Genomic DNA, 16,247 nt, shown 5'->3' on the forward strand with positions numbered 1-16,247 from the left:
GTGTGCACTGGCCCAGTGCACGCGCTTTCAAGGTGTTAGCTGTCCATCATTTCGGCTGCTTGCTGTGTGGCCTGGCTGGTTCGGGTGGCCAGCTTGCGCACTTCATCGGCGACCACGGCAAATCCGCGCCCGGCCTCGCCCGCGCGCGCCGCCTCAATGGCGGCGTTCAACGCCAACAGGTTGGTTTGGCTGGCAATGCCCTGGATGGTGGCGACAATCTGGGTCAACTTGCTGAGGGTTTCCTGCATCACCCGATGTTGTTCCGCCTGAGCCTCACGCATCGTGCTTTCTTCATGGTGGGCATGGATATCGGTGATGGCACCCACCACTCTTTGCGGTGAGCCGTCCTGCGCGCGGCGCGTTTGCCCCCGGCCGCGAAACCAGCGGTAAGCGCCACTTTTATGTTTGAGTCGATAATCCACATCAAACGGGGTCTTGCCGCTGCGGTCATCAACGTGGGCGACAAACGCTGCGATTGCCCGCGCGCTGTCCTCGGGATGCAGGCGCGAGGTCCAGCTTTCCAGGGTGTTGGGGAACTCTTCAACCGTGCTGCACCCCAGCAGCCGGCGCATTTGCGAAGACCACCAAATGGTATTTGTCGGGTTCGCAGGGTCGCCAGCCACGACCTCGATGTCCCAGAGCCCGTCATGCAGCATTTCCCGGGAAATGTCGAAACGTGTGGCCGCCAGTTCGAGCGCTTCGGTGTGCAGGTGCTGGTCGTGAATGTCACGCAGGGTCCCACCGATGGCGAGCGGTACGCCTTGCGTATCGCGACATGAATCGCCGCTGATCCTGCACCATCGATAGTCACCGTCTGATGCAGACTTCATCCGCACCTCGAGCGCAAAGGGCGTCCGCCCGTTGCGGTCGGCAAGATGCCTGGCAAGCGCCTCCAGGTGCGGTTGCCGATCAGCCGGGTGTAGCTGTTCGCTCCAACGGCCAAGCTGATCAATACCTTGGGCCTGGATCGATGCAGACCCCGTCCACTCCATCCTGGACTCCGCCGCGGGTGCGGCGGCGCCCTCCAGGTCCAGCGACCAGAACAGTTCATCTGCGCCTCGGGTGATCAGTGCCCAGCGTGCTTGCAACTGGCGCAAATGTTTGTCGCGGTCAGCCAGGCGCTCGTCCAATTGGCTGACGTGCAAGGTCAGTGCGCGCGTTTGCTCCTTCAGGGCTTGTCGCTCCTGCAGCAGTTGCTCGACGCCTGCAAGGATGCGGCGCAATAACGGGTGGTTCGACGATAACGGCGTGCTCGCCTGGTCAGGCTGCTCCAGCCTGTCGGCAAGTGGCGCCAGTACCCAGCGGGTGGTTCGGCTGAAAAAAAGCATGGAACACCTCTACCTCGATCAAATGGGTTCAGCCTGCAAGCGAGGGCGTCGGGCATGTCGACAAGGCCCGGGCGTCGAAGGCTGTCGCCCCCGGCAGGGCTTGCCAGGCCGACGGGCCGGCGGCGATTTCCTGAGCACTCAGCAGGCAGTGGTCGAGTTCGCGCTGCAACGTGTGGGTATCCAGATCCTGGCCGATGAAGACCAGCTCTTGCCGGCAATCCCCGACAATGCTGTCCCACTTGGCCATGATGCTTTGCAACCGATATTCATCCCGCGGCCATTGCGACGGCTCGATGAAGTTCCACCAGTGGCCGACATAGTCCCACTGGAACTGCTTGCCGCTCTGCACCAGCAGGCCGGTTTCCCGGTGTCGGCTGGCGAGCCAGAAGTAACCTTTGCTGCGCAGCAGACGCCCGTTGCACCAGGGCCGCTGGAGAAAGTCGAACAATCGCTGTGGGTGAAAAGGCGCGCGCTCGCGGTACACCCAGGACGTCACGCCATAGGTGTCCGACTCGGAGGCCGGTGCGTCGCCGGCCTCCATTTTCTTCATCCAGCCCGGCGACGCCGCAAGGCTGGGCAGATCAAACAGATGGGTATCGAGGATGCTGGATAACTCAACGTTACCCTCAACCATCGGCACGATTCGCGCGGTCGGGTTAAGGCCGGCGAGGATCGCGTGCACGGCCTGGTAGCCAGGCTCATCGAGCAGGTCCAGTTTGTTGACGAGAATGACGTTGGCATACTCCACCTGCTCGATCAGAAGGTCCGCCAGAGGGCGCTTGGGTGTGTCCTCCTGCGCGTCGTCGCGTGCCACGGTGTCCGGCGACGCCAGCAACGCCTGAAAACGACTGCCATCGACCACCGTCACCAGCGTATCGAGCCGTGCCAGTTCGCTGAGGCTGAAGCCCTGTGCGTCCAGGAAAGCGAACGTCTCCGCCACGGGCATGGGCTCGGAGATCCCGGTGGATTCAATCAGCAGGTAATCGAAACGCTGCTGGCGTGCCAGGGCACTGATCTGTTCGAGCAGATCGGCGCGCAGCGTGCAGCAGATGCAACCATTGCTCATCTCGATCAACTCATCGCGGCCACGGTGCAGTGATACGTCGCGCTGCACCTCTTCGGCATCGATGTTGACTTCGCTCATGTCATTGACGATGACCGCCACCCGCAGGCCTTCGCGATTGCGCAGGATATGGTTGAGCAGGGTGGTTTTGCCGGCGCCGAGGAAGCCGGAAAGTACCGTTACCGGCAGTCGGCCCGCCTGGGCGCCGTCAATCATGTGTTCACCGCAGGTTGGCTTGCGGCCTTATCCAGGTAGCTTTCGAACAGGTCGACCACCACCAAACCCTCATCTGCGGCGTCCCCCCACAGGTCCTGAGTGCGAAACTCGACGTGGTAGGTGGGCTGATGCGCCGCGCTCAGGTCGCCATGGCCAATCGCGTCCGGGAATGGCCACTGCACGGATGTGCGGTGCAGGACCACGCCTTCTTTGCCACGCACATAGGCGGGCATGCGGGTATGCCCGGCCACATACTCGTCTCGCACGAGCACTCGGTCGCCCACCTCAAAGTGCGCTCGACCGGTGATCGCCGGGCGACCTTCAGCATGAGCGGGATTCGCCAGCTTGAAGTGAGCACCCAGGGCCTGATCGAGTTCCGCCTGGGTGATGACGCCTGTTTCGACCAGCAGGGTGGCGGTCGCGATGACATAGCGTTCGTAGTACTGGGTGCCGACATGTTGACGAACATCCAGGCGTTCGACGGCGTGGCGTATTTCGTCCACGCTGAACTTTTTCAAGTGATCGGCACCGACAAACATCAGGCTGTAGGCCAGGTGCTCCCAGTCCTGCTTGAACACCTGTTTGTAGCTCAGGCTGTTGATGGTATGAGGGACCTTGCCAAAGCCTTGAAAACCACCGAGATCGTGAAAACCATCCATCGTGAATACCTCTGAAAAGTGAAAGAAACAAAGCGCCCCGTTTACGCTACGTGCGGTAGCGCCACGCCGATAAGGACATCCTTGGTGATCAATTTTCGAAGCGCTTCTTCATCCATGGATTCGCTCCCCTGCGGCCGCACAGGCAGCACCAGGTAGCGGCTTTCGGCGCTGGTGTCCCACACCTTGATGGTGACCGAGGCCGGCAGGTGCGTGCCCAATTCCCGCAGGACGGTGCGCCCTTCGCGAACCAGCCGCGCACGGAATTCGAAGCCCTTGTACCACTCCGGCGGCAAGCCGAGCACAGGCCAGTTGGTGCAGGAGCACAGGCTGCACACAATCACGTTTTTCACGCTGGGCGTGTCTTCCAGGGCAACGATGTATTCACCCTGCGGGCCGGTGTAGCCAAACTGGGCGCACGCTGCGGTGCCGTCCTTGAGTAGCAGTTCACGAAACTGCGGGTCCACCCAGGCCTTGGCCACAATCCGAGCACCATTCTCTGGGCTCCATTCGTGCGCCATCAGCTGCGTCATGTGCTCGATGTAACCGTCGGGGATCAGGTCCTTTTGCTTGAGCACTTGCAGTAACGCCTGTGCTCGTTCGCCCGGGGTTGACGTGTTTTTTTCAGGTGTGGTCATGGGTTGATTCCTCATCGTTGATCTTCCAGGCAGCGCCTGACGGCTTATTCTTTTTGCGCTGCTTCTTTTGGCGCTGCAGGACCGGCTAAGAGTTTTTCCAGTCAACAGACGCTTCGAACGCCGCGGCAGCCTGGTAAATCGTGCCTTCGGCATAGTGCTTGCCCACCAGCATGAGCCCGACCGGTAAGCCGTCTACCAGGCCGCAGGGAATCGACATGGCCGGATGGCCGGTGATGTCCTGGGCGGAGGCGTTGCCGATCATTTCCAGGGCTCGGGCCACATACTCGGTGATCGAGCAACCCGGCTCCGGGTGGGGCTGGGCAATGATCGGCACGGTAGGCATCACCAACAGGTCATAGCGCGCCAATGCCGCGTCATAAGCGGAACGTGCCAGGCGCCTGAGGTTTTGCGCCTTGGCGTAGAAACGGCCGTTGTAGCGCTCGACACCGTATTGACCGACGAACATGCACAGCTTGAGAGAGGCCGACAGGTCATTGGCCTGATCGCGCCATCCGGCTTGCTTGTCCAGCAACCCGACGTCATACAGCCCTTGCCAGTTAAAGCCGGCCCCATTGCCGTGCATCATCTGCATCGTCAGGCCCTCACAGCCGATGGGGTGCCACAGCGAACCGGCAATCTTGTGTTCCGGTACCGACACCTCCTCGACCTGCGCGCCCAGCTGCGAAAACCGTGCGATGGCATTGCGTACAGACGAAGCCACGCGCGGGTCCTGGTTGGCCAGTTCGAAGCCTTCGCGCAGGATGCCGATCCTGAGACCGCTCACGCCGCGCTCCAGGTAATCGCTGTACGTGTCGACCTGCGGGGCGGCTTGTCGCGGATCGAGCCCGTCCGCGCCGGCCATCACCTCCAGCATCAAGGCGTTGTCGCGCACATTGGCGGTGATGGGGCCGGCATGATCGATGGTCGCTTCGATGGCCATGATCCCGGTGTAAGGCACCAGGCCGTGGGTCGGCTTCATGCCGTAGGTGCCGCAGAATGCGGAAGGAATCCGGATGGACCCGCCCTGGTCGCCGCCGACTGCCAGGTCGACCTCGCCCGCGGCAACCAGCGCCGCGCTGCCGGAAGACGATCCACCCGAGGCAAACCCATGGCGATAAGGGTTGTGCACCGGTGCGGGGTCGGAGGTGTGACTGCCACCGGACAGGCAGTAATGCTCGCACGTGGCCTTGCCGAGGATGGTTGCGCCCGCATCCAGCAATCGGGTGACGACGGTGGCGTCGAACGCTGGAACGTGGCCCTCCAGCGGCTTGGCACCATTCATCATGGGCACGCCAGTCAGTGAAATATTGTCCTTGAGCGCGACCGTTTTACCGGCCAGTTTGCCTTCACGGGCGCCGCTGACTTCCGTGCGCAAGTACCAGGCGTTCAGTGGGTTGTGTGCGGCCGATGGGCGATAGCCCGAGCTGCGTTCGTAACGTACAGGCGGGATAAAGTCGGGCAGCTCGTCAATCAGGTCGTAAGCGTCGAAGCTTGACTGCATAAGAAGCAAGTATTCATCAGCTTGCTCGGGGCTGAGCTGCATGTGCAGGCTGCTCGCGATATCCAATAGCTGCTCAAGGGTGGGGCGAACGATTGCCATGGTGGGGCGGTCCTTATCGTCAGTGGCCGAAGAGCACTGTGTACTCGTCAATATCAGTGGGCCTGGTGCTCAAGATAGTCCGCGCCTGCGGTCGCAGGCTTGGTTGAAAAAGACATCGACTTGGCTGAGCCGGACAGCCCTGCGTCAAGGCAGCAGAGGTCTGCGATGGCTGTCCGGTGGATGCTTGCGTCAAAAGATGCGGGCGTAACGCAGGTTCATGCGAAAGTCCTCCTTGGCGCCATAGTCCACCGAGAGGTCCTTGCCCAACTGCAGTTGGATCTGGTCCTGGGGGGTGACGAATTTGGTGGCCGTCAGACGGAAGTTGGTTGTCCCCAACTCGTTATCCTGATTGACGTGTTCGACGTTCGTCTCGCCTCCCCAGGTGCGCCCGAAGCCGATAGCAAACGCGGTGGTGGCGTCCGGCATGTAACGGCCCATGATCTGTGCTGCGTAGGAAACGTCTTGCTTCATACGGTCGGCATTCGCACCATAATCAGTGTTGTCGCCATACCAGGTAGCGCCGCCGACCAGGTCCATTGCCCATTGTTCTGTGAAGTGCTTGACGTAGGCACTCTGCAGTTCGAACTTCCAGCGGTTCTCACCGATATTCAGCGCGTCATTCTTGTCGTAAGTGCCAGTGGGTACGTACAGATAGGGGGCGACACTGAGGGTGTCGCGGGCTTCGTTGAGCCGCCACTTGACCGGCGCGGTCAGGATCAAGTCGCCGACGCCACGGGTACTGCCCAGCGTCGAGGCATCACCTGCACTGGAGACGTGCCCGAACGGCAAAAGGAATTGCGGGTCGATGGTGACCGTGTCACTGAGCGCGTAGACATGGAGCAGGCGCAGAATGCCGACGTCTGAGCTCAACCTGTAGTCAGAGCTGACCTTGTGCCCGTTGGCGTAGGCCGAGTCCGTGGTGGAGTGCTGGTAATAAATCGCACCGATGGTCGCGCCGACCGGGTATTGCTCATAGTCGCCAGGGGCTACTTCACCGGCGTTCGCGTGAAGTGCGGGCAACAGGGTGGAGAGTGTCAGCAGGCGAATCTTATTCATCTTTTATTCCTCGCACAGGGAGACCGGGCCACCCGGGGAGGGTGGCAAGAAAGCCGAAATTGGGCTGTAAGTGCCGATGGCGCTCAGGCGGTTGGCGACAGCGCGTCGCGCAACATGCCGGTCTGCGAGTGACAGTTGATGTACTCGAATACCTGGCTCTTGGCGTCTGACACGGACACTTCGTGGTACAGCCGTAACTTTTTCAAACCCGCGGCCACGCGGAAGAACGTCACGAAAATACGCAGGTGGGTAGGGTGGGATTCGGCCCAGCGTTCGAGTTTTTCCACCGAGCGCCAATGGCCGATGTTGTAGCTCAGGTCGAGAAAGTTACCGTCCATGTCGATATTGCGCACGAACCTGTTGCTGTAGCAGCCCAGGGGTTGGCCGTTGTCACGCAGGAAGTCCATGCCGTCCTGCAAGGTTGGCAAAATTTCGTCGAGGTACAGCGAGCGTTCGTCCGCCTCGGCATCCGCCCAATCCTGGCCTGAACGAATCAGGGTGAGGTTGTCATGCCCCAGCACCACGACCCGTCCGCCTTTGGCTGGGTCACCCGCGACCACTTTCAGCTCAGTGGTGGGCTTCATCCAGTCGGTCTGGGAGATCGGGAAGCGGTCGCGCATCGAGCCCCAGTAACCGTGTTCTTCGATCTCGCCACTGGTGGTATCCATGACTGCGCCGACACCGGGCAAGTTTTCCTGGAAGGCGTACAAGGTCTCGAACTGCTCGGCGCGCGGGGCGGTGATTTCGCGGAAATAACCCAGACCGTCACTGAGCCGATCCGGCGAACTCCACCAGTCATTGACCTGGGATGAGCGCAACCAGCGACAGTGGGCGCCAGGGTCTTTCCAGTACCCGACCACAATCAAATTATCAAAACCGCTGCTGTCGGTGTGGTGGGTCAAATCATGGGTTTGCGGGCCATCGGCCAGGCTGAAGCTGCCGACGATATGGCGCATTGCCTGCAATGCAGCCTCGCGCTGGGACTCGCCACGATATTGCACGCCGAGATAGGCCATCACCACCTGTTCCAGCTGCTCGTCAGCGCGCGCGACCCACATCGGGAACGGCGGTTGATACTCGTCGGGCACACGGCGGGACAGGGTGCGTGGGCATTTGAGATGTGTGTCGATTGCAGATTCCATGTTGAGCTCCTCGTTATTTTCGTTCAGGCCTACGGGTGGGCGTCAGCGCTTCGGCGGCAGGTCGCGCTTGGCGACCTGCCATCGGTGCAGCAGCGTCATGGCCCACCATTCAATCAACCAATAAGCCGACTCTTCAGGTGCGAGGTCGCGCCTTTGCAGAAGCCAGGAGGAATCAGCCATTCGTTGTGAATAGGGTCGATGCATGGCATGCCTCATCAGCGGTGGGGTGAGCTGCTGTGAGGTGGAAATTAGGCTGGGCGGCGAGGGCGCGCTTTGTTCGACGAGACAACCGTTTGGTTGGAAAAGACAATGCTGAACTGCAATTGCACCTGTGGTCCGCGTTGGTGCACGTGAGCCAACCGCGTGACGTGCGGTGCTTCTAAATGGGGATGACGGCGAAGGCGATAGCACCGAAGCCTGGCGAACGTCTCGATGGAAATCGCACGGCGGCACCTGAAGAGGCCTGCGGCTGCGCTTGGCCTGCTAATTGCTTTTGAAGGCTGGATATTGGCCGCAAATCAAACCTATCGAGCGTCAATTGCATCGTTGTTGAGGTCAGTGCCATGAACCCAAGCACGCAGTATTCGACCCTTGCCGTAGCGGCGCCCCGTCGCTTTGATTACTGGAAAGAGGTGGTTTGCCGCCATTGCCTGTCGGCAGATAGCAAACCCTTGTCCCAGAGCAGTTTTGACGGAGCGCTTGCCATCAACACTGTTGGCGATCTGGACATCTGTTCGTTGTCATCGCCGCTGCATTACTGGGAACGCTCCGAGCGGCACCTGCGCAGCGGACCGGCTGAAGACTTATGGTTGGGCTTCTCCCGAAATGGCCATGGACAAATTGAGCAAGGCGGAAGAAAAGCCAACCTGGCAACCGGAAATTTGTTTCTTTATGACGCAACTCAAGCGTTTCGATTCAGCTTCGGTGGTACCGAAAACCACCTGGTCCGTATTCCGCGAGCCTTGCTGACCGAGCGTCTGCCACGGATCGCCGATTACACGGCGATGGTCCTCGACGACCGGCGCCCCGGCGTCATTCCACTGCGTGAAATGTTGCGACAGGCTGCGAGCGCACCGACGTCGTTGCAGGATGAGCACATCTCGAATCGTTATTCAGGCGCATTGATTGACCTGCTGGTGATCAGCCTGGAACTCCAGGACCTGAAGACAACCCACCAGGAGCTGGACCTCTACGGCCGCATCATGAAGTACATTCAACGGCACCTGACCGAGCCGGACCTGTCGATTGAAGTCATCGCGCAAGCCCACAATGTGTCCACGCGAACCGTTACGCGCGCCTTCGCGCGGTACCAGAAAACCCCGGTTGCAGAGATTTGGAAGGAGCGTCTGAATGCCAGCCGTGAGGCGATCGAGCGCGGCCAGGTGCGCAGCGTGTCCCAGGCGGCGCTGGACTTCGGGTTTTCTGACTTCTCCCATTTCAGTCACGCGTTTCGCAAGGCCTTTGGTGTTGCGCCCAATACCCTCTTGCGTCGAAGTTGAGGCGCTTGATGCGCAAACGGCTGGCGACTAACCCCGGCTTTCGCTGGCCGTTTCCCGGAACAATCGGGGCGACATGCCAAATGTCGATTTGAAGTGCCGGCTGAAGTGCGAGCTGCTGCCATAGCCCCACGCATAGGCGATCTCGGTCAGGGAACGATGGGCTTGTTCGCGGTTGCGCAGGTCTTCGGCGCAACGGGACAGCCGACGCTGCCAGATGTATTCGCTGACACTGCACCCCAACTCATCCTGAAACGCGCGGTGCAAACTGCGTACCGAGCACTGCTCTGCGTTGGCGATGCGTTCGGTGCTCAGGTCGCGGTCAGCCAGGTGGCGCTCGATATAAGCCTTGAGGCGGTTCTGCTTGAAGAAGCGGAAGTCATGTTCGAGTTGTTTTTCGTCCTGCTTGTTCTTCAGCGCGTTGTCCAGCAGCCCGGCGATACTGTCGCCGATCAGTGCGGCCGAGTGGCTGTTGAGCAACGGATAGTGCTGGTAGGCGTCGCTGATCAGGTGCATCAGCATGCGGCCCAGCCCATTGCGGGCGTTCAGGTGCATGTCGCCGGGGTGTTTCAGTTGCCCGTTGGCGCCCTGGAACAGTAGCAGAAAGTGCTCGCAGCCCTGGGGGCTCGTGACGCTAAAGGGTTTGCCGCAATCGACCAGCAGCATTTCGTCCGGCGCGACGGTGCTGTGTTGCTGGCCTTGGTCGAAATGACTGACCCCGGCGATTTGCAGGATCAGCATGCGCGGCGTGTCGAGCACGTCGAGCGCCTGGCTCAGGTGGCGTGAGTAACGATGGGCGCTGGCGGTCATGCGGCAAAAACGCAGTTGGCCCAGGTCACCGTATTCCAGCCGGCCCTGGAAGTTGCCGTCCTGCAACGGGTCGATGCTGGTGGATTCCAGGCGCTTTATATACTCCGGCGTGCGGCCCAGGTGATCACTCATGAACTCTTTCCACTTCATCAGCCGGTCAGAACAAACGACCTGTTCGGTGGACACACAGGCTAGATTATTCATTGTTTCGCCCTTTTTATTTTTGGTGTTGGCTGACCGGGCGAAGGCTGAGCCTTGCCCGATCCTGGCACGCGATCAGAACGGGTAGTGATGGCCCCCGGCTTGCCAGGTGACCCAATGTGCACGGGTAAATTCGTCCAGAGCGTAGTGGCCGTTGAAGCGCCCAAGGCCGGAGTTCTTTTCGCCGCCAAAAGGAGCATTCGGCTGATCATCGACGGTAATGTCGTTGATGTGGGTCATGCCCGCCACAATCCCGCGGGCAAAACTCAAGCCGCGCGCCATGTCGCGGGTAAACACCGCACTCGACAGACCGTACTCGCTTGCGTTGGCCAACTCCAGGGCATGCGCCTGATTTTCTGCCACCATCAGCGGCAACAACGGCCCGAAGGTTTCATCCCGGGCCAGGGCCTGGTCGGGGCCCACTTCGCCGAACACATGGGCCGGCAGCACCAGGCCGCGCGCCTGGCCGCCGCACAATTGCTTGAGGCCGGCGCGCTCGGCGGCGTCGATTTTACCCAGCAGGCCATCGAGCTGGCTCTGGTTGACCACCGGCCCGATCACCGTGTCGGCCAGGGCCGGGTCACCGGTCTTGAGGTTGCGCACGCGCTCGACCACCAGCGCCGCGAAGTCGGCATACAGCGAGCGGTCGACAATAACCCGGTTGACGCTCATGCAGATCTGGCCCTGGTGCAGGAAGCGCCCGACCACTGCGGCATGTGCCGCTATCTCGATGTCCGCATCCGCCAGCACCACCAGCGGCGCGTTACCGCCCAGCTCCAGCGCCACGCGCTTGATGTGCTTGCCGCCGGTGGCGATACGTCCGACATTGCGGCCCACATCCGTGGAGCCGGTGAAGGAGATCAGGCTCGGTATCGGGTGCTCGACGAACGCATCGCCTATCTCCGAACCTGCGCCGACTACCACGTTCAGCGAGCCCGCCGGGAAACCGGCCTCTTCGAACAGATGGGCAATCAGCAGGCCGCCGGTGATCGCCGTATCGCTGGCCGGCTTGAGTACCACGGTATTGCCCAGCGCGAGTGCCGGGACCACTGAGCGCATGCTCAGGTACAGCGGGAAGTTCCACGGGCTGATCACACCGACCACCCCCAGTGGCTCGCGAAACACGAAGCTCTGTTCGCCAGGCTTGTAGCTGGTCAGGATCCGGCCCTCGACCTGCATCGGCAGCGTTGCGCACTCGCGCACCAGGCTGAGGGTGAATTGCCATTCCATGCCCGCCTTGATACGGGTGCTGCCGGACTCACGGATCAGCCAGTCGATGATTTCTTCGCGACGGTTCTGGATGACCTGGGCGAGTTTTTCCAACTGCGCGCTGCGTTGGGTCGGGTGCAGCGCTGCCCAATCGGTTTGCGCGCGCCGGGCGGCCTGGTAGGCGTCGTCCAGGTCGGCCACCGAGGCCAGGGGCATTTCCAGCAAGGATTCGCCGTTGAAGGGGTTGCGGTCGTCCAGGCGTCGTGCAGAACGACCTGCACGCCAGGTGCCGTTGATGTACTGGTCGCCGTTGATGGCGTAGGGCGCGATGATTGGAGTTGTCATTGTCTTACCTTAGAGGCAGGTAGCCGCGTCAATTTAAGGGGAGGAGAGGGCAGGCCCTGTGGTTGAACGTATTCAGCTTCGGATCCAGGCGCGCCCCCAGGAATTGAGGGTGTATTCCTCTTGTGGCCAGACCCCGGGTGGACGGCTGGCTTCGGTGATTTCCAGCTCGGCCGAGAACTCCAGGCGGTTGCGATCAGCGTCGACCACCATGAAGAACAGATTGTTGCCGGGACCGTGGCGACCCGGGCCGAAGAACAGGGTGATGCGTTCCTTGGCGAAACGGTCGCCCCAGTCGCGAATGTCGTTCCATTCATTGGTTTCGTAGCAATGGTGGTCCCATTCGTTTTTCGAGCCGCGGAAAAACGCCAGTGAATGGTGCTCATCGTCCGAGCGCAGGAAACAGGTGGTGAGCTGGCCGCTTTGCTCGTCCACGACATTGTCCGAGACGGTGAAGCCCACTGTGTTGACGTAGAAGTCGATCATCGCTTCCAGTTCGGTGGTCTGGAACACCACGTGCTGCAGGCGTCCCGGCATGCCCTTGGGGTTGGCCGTGGATGCGTTGCGGGCGACGCCAAAGACGGTTTGCCGTCCCTGGGGATCACGGATTTGAAAGGCGCCCGCTTCCAGCAACGGCGAGTCGAGCGGTTCGACGCTGCACCCTTTGCCTACCAGGCGCGCGTGCAACTCGCTCAAGCGCGGCTGGCTGCCCAGGTCGTACGCCGCGGCGAGCAGGCCGCTGTGGTCGGCGGGCGAAATCAGCATGGCGCGCTGGGGCCCCTGGAGCAGCCAACTGCCGTCGGCTTGCGCCAGGCCGTCCATGTCCAGCAGACGCCGATAGAACTCGACTTGCTGCTGGGGATCTTTGCTTGCCAGGTGCAGATAGCACAGGCGTGCGGGTGTGGAAGTCTGCAAGGTTTGCATAAACACCTCTGGGGCTGAAGGTTCAGGGGTAGACGGGTGCCATGCGTGGCTCAGCCGCGCAGTTGTTCGTCAGGGTGATGCCGAACAGCGTCTGCAATGATTCGGCGGTCTGGTCTTGGGTGGCCATGTCGAAGATGGCGGCGATATAGCGATCCGGGCGTAGCAGCAAAAACTGTTGGCTGTCGCCGAGCACGCCCTTGAGCGCCTCTTCACGGTCTTGCAGCACGGTGCAGCCCGGGAGCGAGGGCAATGTCTGCCAGTGCGCGGGCAGGATCAGGATGCGCTTGGCTTCCAGGTGGTCCCAAAGACCGTGGTGCAGTTGGTCAAGACGCTGGTGGGCAGGGTCGCCATATTGAATAAGGGCGAAGCCGTCCCCGAGGCTCGCGTCCAGCAGGTGGGCATGGCCTTGGGCGTCGGTCAGCAATGGCTGAGGAAACATTTGCCCACAGGCCAGCTTTCCCGCTTTGCCTTCGGGCAGCACCAGGCCTTTGGTAAACCGCGGCTTGGGCTTGAAGCGCATTTGCAGGAAATAATCGCGCAGCGGTGGCACCAGGCCGATCAATGCGAAGGCCGCGCTGATCAAACGAGCCCGCAGTACGGTGGCCGGGGCCATGACCACGCCCAGGTTCAGGGCCAGCTTGATCAAGGCCCAGGCATGGTCGCGCCGCTCGCTTTCGTAGGACAGCAGGGCGGTCGCGGCCATTTTTCCCTTGATGACGCCGATCAGCTTCCAGCCAAGATTGTGGGCATCGCGAACGCCGCTGTTCATCCCTTGCCCGGCGTAGGGCGGGGTCAAGTGTGCGGCATCGCCGGCGAGAAAGACGCGGCCCACCTGCCAACGCTCGGCAACGCGAGCGTGAAAGGTGTAGACCGTCTTGCGCACGATGGACACCGGGGCATCCCCCTTGAACGGACGAAGCAGTGTGTGCAGGCTCTCGGGGCTCAGTGCTTGCGCATCGGCTTCCCCAGGCTTGAGCTGGAACTCGAAGCGCCGTGTGCGGTGCGGGCCGGGTACTTCCACGACCGGGCGTCTGGCATCGCAGTACACGCGGGTCTGCCAGAACGGGTCGTCGTCCTGGTCGGTGTCGACCACCAGCCAGCGTGAGGCGAAGCTGGACCCGACCATCTCGATCCCCAGTTGCTTGCGCACCGGGCTGCGCCCGCCGTCGCAGGCGATCAGGTAGCTGGCTTTGACCTCGAGCAGTTGGCCATCGGCGTCCATGATCAACGCGCGCACGCCGTGCTGATCTTGAGTGAACTCCAGCAGTTCGTGATTGAAGCGTGCTGTCAGGCTCGCAAAGCGCTCAAGGCCGTTTTTCAGCGTGCTTTCAAACAACGGCTGGCGAAAGGCGTTACGTTTGGGAAACCCATACACCTTGCCGGTGGGCTCGACCTTGCCAAAGCAACGACCGCCCGGGCGGGTAAAGTAGTGCACGCCGTAGCCGGGCACCACGTCGCGCAGTACGGCGTCATCCAGCCCGATCGCCTGCATGGTGCGCAGGGATTCATCGTCGATCGAGACGGCGCGGGGTTCGGTCACGGTACCGGCCTTGCGGTCGATGATCAGCGTGTCGACATTGGCCTGGCCGAGCAGGTTGGCCAGGGTCAGCCCGGTGGGGCCGGCACCGATGATCAGGACTTGAGTGCTGAAGCTGTTGAGGGTTGTCATTGTTATTCCCTTCCAAAGGTTTCAGTCCGGCTGTCGGGGGGCGTGGGTGAGCGCCGCCATACGTTGCGAAAGCGCCTGCGCGAGGCTGAGCATCTGTGCCCCTTGTTGCGCTTCCAGGGTGTTGTCGCGCTCTTCGATCGGACGAACGCAGCTGATGCTGCCAACCACCTTGCCGTCGCTGTCGAGGATCGGCGCCGCCAGGCCGTAGACACCGGGATCAATTTCAGCCGCGCTGGCGACATACCCCTGACGGCGTAGTTGCTGCAGTGAGCGGCGGAACTGTTCCCAGGTGTGGCCCAGGTTACTGGCGCGGACTTCGTCGGGGTTTTCCAGGAACAGTTGGTTGTGCTGGCGCGAAGTCATGTTGGCGAGGATCGCTTTCGAGGTGGCGCCGAGGAACAGCGGCCTGGGTGAACCACGGGAATAGCTGACCTCACTGAACAACTCGCCCTGTTGGTGGATGCACACCACCTGGTCCTTGAACAGCCGGCAGATCAGCCACACTTGCTGCTCGCTCCAGCGCGGCAGGTCCTGCTCCAGGGACTGTGCCGCGCGCACCAAGGGGTCGCTGAGGCGCAATTGGCGGTCCCAGGTGATAATCCGCGCGCCCAGCGCGTAACGTCCGGCCTCGACTTGAAACAACAGGCTCGCCTCGGCCAGTTCGCGAACGTAGCGGTAGATGGTCGAGCGGGTATAACCGAGCTCCGCGCCCATTACGTCGACCGCCCAGATCGGGCTGGCTTCGGTGAATAAATCCAGGACCCGCAGCATGCGTTCCAGGCTCGAGCCTTTGTTATCGGCGTCCTGTTCCGGCGGGGCTTGTGATTCAGACAATGGCTTCATGGCTTACTGCTCGTCGGCGATGCTGTTGCGCAGGATGCCGATACCGGATATCTCGACCTCGACGGTATCGCCAGGCTTCATCCAGACCGGCGGTTCGCGGAAGGCGCCGACACCACCGGTGGTACCACTGACAATGACATCGCCAGGCGCCAGTTCGGTGAAGGTTGAGCAGTACTCGATCAATTGGCGCACATCGAAAATCATGTCGCTGGTGCGGGTGTGTTGCATCACTTCGCCGTTCAGGCGCGTGGTCAATTCCAGGTCCTGGGGGTCGCCGATTTCATCGCCGGTCACCAGCCAAGGACCGAAACCGCCGGTGTTCGGAAAATTCTTGCCAGGCACGAACTGGATCGTGTGCTTCTGCCAGTCGCGGACGCTGCCATCGTTGTAGCAGGCATAGCCGGCCACATAGTCCAGTGCATCCGTCGCTTTGACGTGCCGTGCGGTTTTGCCGATGACCACCGCCAGCTCGCCTTCGAAATCCAGTTTGTGCGAAGCCTTGGGGCGAATGATCGGTTGCAGGTGGGCCACCTGGCTGTCGGCGAAACGCGTGAAGATCATCGGGTAAGTCGGCATTTCACGGCCGGTTTCACGCACGTGGGTGGCGTAGTTGATGCCGATGCACAGCACTTTGCCGGGGTTCGCGATAACCGGCAGGAACGTCACGTCTGCCAGTGCCACGCGTGGCAGTGGCGCGAGCACGGCCTGGGTCAGTTCTCCCAGGCGGTTGGCGGCAATCGCCTGCTTGAGGTCGGCACCAAAGGTGGCCTTGACCGATTCCAGGTCGATTATCTGATTACCGTCAACCACACCGTAAGTCGTGCGGCCTTGAACAACGAAGCTTGCGAATTTCATGAAGCGTCCTCTCGGAAAGGGGAACGGGAGCGGGGCAGTAATGGGGTTAATCTAGGCGCATGCATTAATCCTGTAAAGTGGGATTTATGCATAAATCTCGTATTGCGGAATAAATGTGGGTTTTGTGTTCGATCATCGAATCGAGATTTCCAACGCCAAGCAACCCGCGCCATTCCATGGGGGTGGATGGCGACGGGTG

The 16,247-nt window shown here is 61.2% G+C and carries 14 protein-coding genes and 2 pseudogenes; 1 reads left to right on the forward strand and 15 read right to left on the reverse strand.

Annotated features, from left to right (window positions below):
• Positions 1-44 precede the first annotated feature (44 nt).
• The 9 genes and pseudogenes from FPT15_RS30400 to FPT15_RS29810 form a co-directional block, all read right to left on the reverse strand.
• Positions 45-329: pseudogene (locus FPT15_RS30400) on the reverse strand (methyl-accepting chemotaxis protein); the annotation flags it as partial.
• Positions 330-1,328, reverse strand: a pseudogene (locus tag FPT15_RS18525) (PAS domain-containing protein); the annotation flags it as partial.
• 28 nt (positions 1,329-1,356) lie between these two features.
• Positions 1,357-2,607 (reverse strand): GTP-binding protein, encoded by a 1,251-nt coding sequence (locus tag FPT15_RS18530; protein ID WP_145163489.1) that lies wholly within the window; start codon positions 2,605-2,607, stop codon positions 1,357-1,359.
• Positions 2,604-3,266, reverse strand: a complete 663-nt coding sequence (nthB, locus tag FPT15_RS18535) for a nitrile hydratase subunit beta (RefSeq protein ID WP_145163491.1) — start codon at positions 3,264-3,266, stop codon at positions 2,604-2,606. Before nthB ends, FPT15_RS18530 begins: the two co-directional genes overlap by 4 nt.
• 41 nt (positions 3,267-3,307) lie before the next feature.
• Positions 3,308-3,901, reverse strand: a complete 594-nt coding sequence (gene nthA, locus FPT15_RS18540) for a nitrile hydratase subunit alpha (protein ID WP_145163493.1) — start codon at positions 3,899-3,901, stop codon at positions 3,308-3,310.
• Positions 3,902-3,986: 85 nt separating this feature from the next.
• Entirely contained in the window at positions 3,987-5,501 is a 1,515-nt protein-coding gene (locus tag FPT15_RS18545) for an amidase (protein WP_145163494.1), read from the reverse strand.
• A 189-nt stretch (positions 5,502-5,690) separates the two neighbouring features.
• The gene (locus FPT15_RS18550; protein WP_145163496.1) at positions 5,691-6,557 is read right to left on the reverse strand and encodes a transporter; all 867 of its coding nucleotides are present in this window, start codon (positions 6,555-6,557) and stop codon (positions 5,691-5,693) included.
• A gap of 83 nt (positions 6,558-6,640) precedes the next feature.
• Positions 6,641-7,699, reverse strand: a complete 1,059-nt coding sequence (locus FPT15_RS18555) for a phenylacetaldoxime dehydratase family protein (RefSeq protein WP_145163498.1) — start codon at positions 7,697-7,699, stop codon at positions 6,641-6,643.
• A 42-nt stretch (positions 7,700-7,741) separates the two neighbouring features.
• On the reverse strand, positions 7,742-7,903 hold the full coding sequence (locus FPT15_RS29810; RefSeq protein WP_178119716.1) for a hypothetical protein: 162 nt from the start codon (positions 7,901-7,903) through the stop codon (positions 7,742-7,744).
• 359 nt (positions 7,904-8,262) lie between these two features.
• On the opposite strand from FPT15_RS29810, the gene FPT15_RS18560 reads away from it, so the two are divergent.
• Entirely contained in the window at positions 8,263-9,198 is a 936-nt protein-coding gene (locus FPT15_RS18560; protein WP_145163500.1) for a helix-turn-helix domain-containing protein, read from the forward strand.
• 27 nt (positions 9,199-9,225) lie between these two features.
• On the opposite strand, the gene FPT15_RS18565 is transcribed toward FPT15_RS18560, so the two are convergent.
• From FPT15_RS18565 to FPT15_RS18590, 6 genes are all read right to left on the reverse strand, one after another.
• The gene (locus FPT15_RS18565; protein ID WP_145163502.1) at positions 9,226-10,209 is read right to left on the reverse strand and encodes a helix-turn-helix domain-containing protein; all 984 of its coding nucleotides are present in this window, start codon (positions 10,207-10,209) and stop codon (positions 9,226-9,228) included.
• A gap of 72 nt (positions 10,210-10,281) precedes the next feature.
• Entirely contained in the window at positions 10,282-11,760 is a 1,479-nt protein-coding gene (locus tag FPT15_RS18570; protein ID WP_145163504.1) for an aldehyde dehydrogenase family protein, read from the reverse strand.
• Between the two features lie 72 nt (positions 11,761-11,832).
• Positions 11,833-12,681: a VOC family protein gene (locus FPT15_RS18575; RefSeq protein WP_145163506.1), complete on the reverse strand. Its 849-nt coding sequence runs from the start codon at positions 12,679-12,681 to the stop codon at positions 11,833-11,835.
• 22 nt (positions 12,682-12,703) lie between these two features.
• Positions 12,704-14,350 carry a bifunctional 3-(3-hydroxy-phenyl)propionate/3-hydroxycinnamic acid hydroxylase gene (locus FPT15_RS18580; RefSeq protein WP_145163508.1) on the reverse strand — a complete coding sequence of 549 codons (1,647 nt, stop codon included), beginning with the start codon at positions 14,348-14,350 and terminating at the stop codon, positions 12,704-12,706.
• A 21-nt stretch (positions 14,351-14,371) separates the two neighbouring features.
• Positions 14,372-15,193 (reverse strand): IclR family transcriptional regulator, encoded by an 822-nt coding sequence (locus FPT15_RS18585; protein ID WP_145163510.1) that lies wholly within the window; start codon positions 15,191-15,193, stop codon positions 14,372-14,374.
• Between the two features lie 3 nt (positions 15,194-15,196).
• Positions 15,197-16,048, reverse strand: coding sequence for a fumarylacetoacetate hydrolase family protein (locus FPT15_RS18590; protein ID WP_145163512.1), 852 nt, complete (start codon positions 16,046-16,048; stop codon positions 15,197-15,199).
• Between the last annotated feature and the right edge of the window lie 199 nt (positions 16,049-16,247).

Source organism: Pseudomonas sp. RGB (genome assembly GCF_007713445.1).
GTDB lineage: Bacteria > Pseudomonadota > Gammaproteobacteria > Pseudomonadales > Pseudomonadaceae > Aquipseudomonas.

Excerpts from the sequence above, each read along its gene's own strand:
- nthA (WP_145163493.1), bottom strand. The coding sequence starts at position 3,901 with ATGACCACACCTGAAAAAAACACGTCAACCCCGGGCGAACGAGCACAG.
- FPT15_RS18585 (WP_145163510.1), bottom strand. The coding sequence starts at position 15,193 with ATGAAGCCATTGTCTGAATCACAAGCCCCGCCGGAACAGGACGCCGAT.
- FPT15_RS18580 (WP_145163508.1), bottom strand. The coding sequence starts at position 14,350 with ATGACAACCCTCAACAGCTTCAGCACTCAAGTCCTGATCATCGGTGCC.
- FPT15_RS18530 (WP_145163489.1), bottom strand. The coding sequence starts at position 2,607 with ATGATTGACGGCGCCCAGGCGGGCCGACTGCCGGTAACGGTACTTTCC.
- FPT15_RS18575 (WP_145163506.1), bottom strand. The coding sequence starts at position 12,681 with ATGCAAACCTTGCAGACTTCCACACCCGCACGCCTGTGCTATCTGCAC.
- FPT15_RS18550 (WP_145163496.1), bottom strand. The coding sequence starts at position 6,557 with ATGAATAAGATTCGCCTGCTGACACTCTCCACCCTGTTGCCCGCACTT.
- FPT15_RS18560 (WP_145163500.1), top strand. The coding sequence starts at position 8,263 with ATGAACCCAAGCACGCAGTATTCGACCCTTGCCGTAGCGGCGCCCCGT.
- FPT15_RS29810 (WP_178119716.1), bottom strand. The coding sequence starts at position 7,903 with ATGCATCGACCCTATTCACAACGAATGGCTGATTCCTCCTGGCTTCTG.
- FPT15_RS18570 (WP_145163504.1), bottom strand. The coding sequence starts at position 11,760 with ATGACAACTCCAATCATCGCGCCCTACGCCATCAACGGCGACCAGTAC.
- FPT15_RS18555 (WP_145163498.1), bottom strand. The coding sequence starts at position 7,699 with ATGGAATCTGCAATCGACACACATCTCAAATGCCCACGCACCCTGTCC.
- FPT15_RS18545 (WP_145163494.1), bottom strand. The coding sequence starts at position 5,501 with ATGGCAATCGTTCGCCCCACCCTTGAGCAGCTATTGGATATCGCGAGC.
- nthB (WP_145163491.1), bottom strand. The coding sequence starts at position 3,266 with ATGGATGGTTTTCACGATCTCGGTGGTTTTCAAGGCTTTGGCAAGGTC.
- FPT15_RS18565 (WP_145163502.1), bottom strand. The coding sequence starts at position 10,209 with ATGAATAATCTAGCCTGTGTGTCCACCGAACAGGTCGTTTGTTCTGAC.
- FPT15_RS18590 (WP_145163512.1), bottom strand. The coding sequence starts at position 16,048 with ATGAAATTCGCAAGCTTCGTTGTTCAAGGCCGCACGACTTACGGTGTG.